Raw genomic sequence first — 3,019 nt, 5'->3', positions numbered from 1 at the left:
GCGTCACCCTCTTTGGTGACAATCACATCCTGCGAATAGGCCGACAGCCCTGCTGCCGCACTTAGTAAAAACATCAATGTACGTTTCATAATCTATTTTCGGTTTTTAATATATTCATATTCATGCGCGTTTTCCCGCCATTTCTTTCTTGCCATGGCAGAGTACGGACAAGTTGGTTTGTTTCGTTCTATAACGTAAACACACTGCAAAAATATGTATTTTTCATTACTTGAAACGCTTTTTTGCGCTTTATATTCGCGGAGTGTCATGTATTTGTGCTCGTTCGTATGTTTTCCGGGATTATTCGTCGGCTGCCAATGACGGTACCGTGGCGGGGCGAATGGATGTTTATTTAATCCCACGTTCACGCCATTGGCAGAATCGGGTATATACTAACTTAATTCCGCCAATGGGTGTATTTCAATATTTCTGTTGATGACATCGCGAAAAAAGGAAATAGTTGTGCGTATCTCGAAAATAATTCGTACCTTTACAGGTGATAACATATTATCTGTAATATACACAAACAAGGAGTTATGAACAATATATTATCATTATTGGATGGCTTTACGCTTGACAATGCCGATGACATAGCCAAGACGTTGGCCGATGATTTCCGCAAACGGCGCATAGAAAAGAATCTGACGCGAGAACAGGTGGCGGAAAAGTCGGGTGTGGCCGTGAGCAACATCGCGCGATTTGAGCAGAAAGGGCTGATTTCGTTAAAGAATCTCATCTGCATGGCAATGGCTATGGAATATACTCACGAGGTGAAAAGCTTGTTTGCCGAGCCGAAGTATTCCACTATGGAGGAGCTGGCACAGATACGCAAGAATAGAGGTAAAACCAGAGCTTACAAGAAATGATGAAGACGGACAGACTTACGGTAAAATATCACGGCGACGTAGTGGGGGTACTATCTCTTACGCCCGACGACAGGAGTCTGGCATTTGAGTACGACCCTTACTGGATAGCGGACGGTTTCAGTATCTCACCCCTGGAATTGCCGTTGAGGAAAGGGTTGTTTCTTGCCAAACCGTCACCGTTTTATGGAAACTTCGGTGTGTTTGAGGATAGTTTGCCGGATGGTTACGGCCGTTATCTCTTGCATAAGACTCTTCTGCGCAGTGGTGTAGACGACAGGGATTTGTCGGCCATTGACCGGCTGGGCATTGTGGGCAGTGGCGGCATGGGGGCACTGACTTATGAGCCGGAAACCGTTATAGGTGACCGGGATGAAGTTGCCGATTTTGACATGATTCAAAGAAAGGCACTGGAAGTGCTTAAGGAGCAGCAGGATACAGATGCCGGACTTCTGCTTTACAATAGTGGGAACAGTGGCGGTTGCCGTCCGAAGGCAGTGTTTTCGGATGCCGGCGGTCATTGGATTGTAAAATTCAGGCATACGTACGACCCGATGGATATGGGAGTGCAGGAATACCATTACAATGAGGTGGCACGTAAGTGCGGTATCGAGGTACCCGACTTCAAACTTACAAACGGCAAGTACTTTACAACCCGGCGTTTTGACATTACCGATAAAGGTGAGCGCTGCCATGTGGCAACGGCAGGAGGCTTGCTCGGCGTTTCGCTTTCGGAGCCGGTACTTGACTATAATAATCTGCTGGCACTGACCGGTTTTGTCACACAAAATCCGAACGACGTGGAAGAGATGTACCGTCGGATGGTGTTCAACTATCTCACAGACAACAAGGATGACCATTGCAAGAATTTCAGTTTTATAGTCCGTAAGGATGCAAATGGCAGATATATATGGTGTCTGGCTCCTGCATACGATCTGACGCTTTGCACCGAGGGCTATAACGGGCAACACGCCACATCGGTGAACAATACCGGCAATCCCTCACTTCAGGATTTTATGGCGGTTGGCACGAAAATCAAGATAAGCGCGGGCCGGTGCCGCGAAATATTTGATGAGGTATATCAGAATTGTGGCGATTTGCTTCTGAATAAGATTCCGGTGAGATAGAGAGGGCTTGTACGAAATGTCTGTGCTTCATCCTGTGGCGTCATGCCGTTTCCGGGAAAGCTCTAATCCGCCTTTTTTCTTTATATTCATGCGCGTTTTCTCTCCACGGCAGAGCCGGAACAAGTTTCGAGTTGCTCATTTGGCTTGACGAAAATGCTCGGATAAAAGTGGATAGAGCAAAGTCGGGGATTATTGTTTGGGAAATGCAGCTTTCGAGCCTTTGTCTACTATACGAACAAGCGTGAAAGGAATGTTATCGGTGTTTAAATGTCCATTATAGGTTTTCCTTCCCACCAAGTCTTTCAGAAAATAATGTGATGCCAATGTTTTGGTCGATGCACAGCTCTCTTCTGTACCGTAAGAGAGCATAAAATTCATTTGGATAGGCGAACTTTCTTCCGAGTATTTGTAGTGGTCTCCTACAAGCATGGTACCTCCCTGTTTCTTTAAGAAATAAAAAACAGGAGAGAAAATATAGCTATAATTTGAGAACTCAAGTTCGTATTCAGCTCCATGGCAGATTGTCTTTCTCTCGTTCCCGAACAGATATTGCGGGGTTAATTCTATGGAAGACATGGGAGGAACGGCAACAATCCTTTGTGAATAAGTGGTGCTTGTGGTTGAACTTGTGGTGCCTCCTCCCACGTTTACGCCATTTGCCAGATTCCCGGCCACTCCACCTATGCCCAATGCTCCTGTTACGGCGCCAAGATTTACGCCGGCCCCGCCGCTTTTGCCATGCGAGGTGGTTGTGGAAGACGGGGTGTAGAAACATATAGTCTCTCCAAGCCGGATAAAGAACGTGGTGCCGAGGTCGACATACAGTATTCTGCTTGTCTTGTTCTTCACCAAGAATTTTATTGCAGGGTCAATCCACCAAACATCTGAACGCCATTCTGCAGGGGAGTTTTTGGTGTTTTTATTCAATCTTCCCATTTCATACGATATTTCAATCTCGTCGTTTGCCATGACTGAACTTTTCTTCACTCCGAATACGGCCAATGCGCGTGCCGCTTCTTTTTTGCCTAT

General features: G+C 46.1%; 3 protein-coding genes. 2 read left to right on the top strand and 1 reads right to left on the bottom strand.

What is annotated here, in order from left to right:
• Nucleotides 1–536 precede the first annotated feature (536 nt).
• Both HPS55_RS13900 and HPS55_RS13895 read left to right on the top strand, forming a co-directional pair.
• A complete protein-coding gene (locus tag HPS55_RS13900) occupies nt 537–866 on the top strand; it encodes a helix-turn-helix domain-containing protein (RefSeq protein ID WP_172176564.1) in 330 nt (109 codons plus the stop codon).
• Nucleotides 863–1,990 carry a type II toxin-antitoxin system HipA family toxin gene (locus HPS55_RS13895; RefSeq protein ID WP_172176562.1) on the top strand — a complete coding sequence of 376 codons (1,128 nt, stop codon included), beginning with the start codon at nt 863–865 and terminating at the stop codon, nt 1,988–1,990. The genes HPS55_RS13900 and HPS55_RS13895 overlap by 4 nt, the downstream gene beginning before the upstream one ends.
• 189 nt (nt 1,991–2,179) lie before the next feature.
• Here HPS55_RS13895 and HPS55_RS13890 read toward each other — a convergent pair.
• The coding region (locus tag HPS55_RS13890; RefSeq protein ID WP_172325097.1) for a hypothetical protein at nt 2,180–3,019 on the bottom strand (840 nt) is incomplete at its 5' end.

This window comes from Xylanibacter rodentium, assembly GCF_013166575.1.
GTDB classification, from domain to species: domain Bacteria; phylum Bacteroidota; class Bacteroidia; order Bacteroidales; family Bacteroidaceae; genus Prevotella; species Prevotella rodentium.
The sequence above is the reverse complement of the archived record's forward strand: the minus strand, read 5'-3'. Positions and strand labels throughout refer to the sequence as shown.

Excerpts from the sequence above, each read along its gene's own strand:
- HPS55_RS13900 (WP_172176564.1), top strand. The coding sequence starts at position 537 with ATGAACAATATATTATCATTATTGGATGGCTTTACGCTTGACAATGCC.
- HPS55_RS13895 (WP_172176562.1), top strand. The coding sequence starts at position 863 with ATGATGAAGACGGACAGACTTACGGTAAAATATCACGGCGACGTAGTG.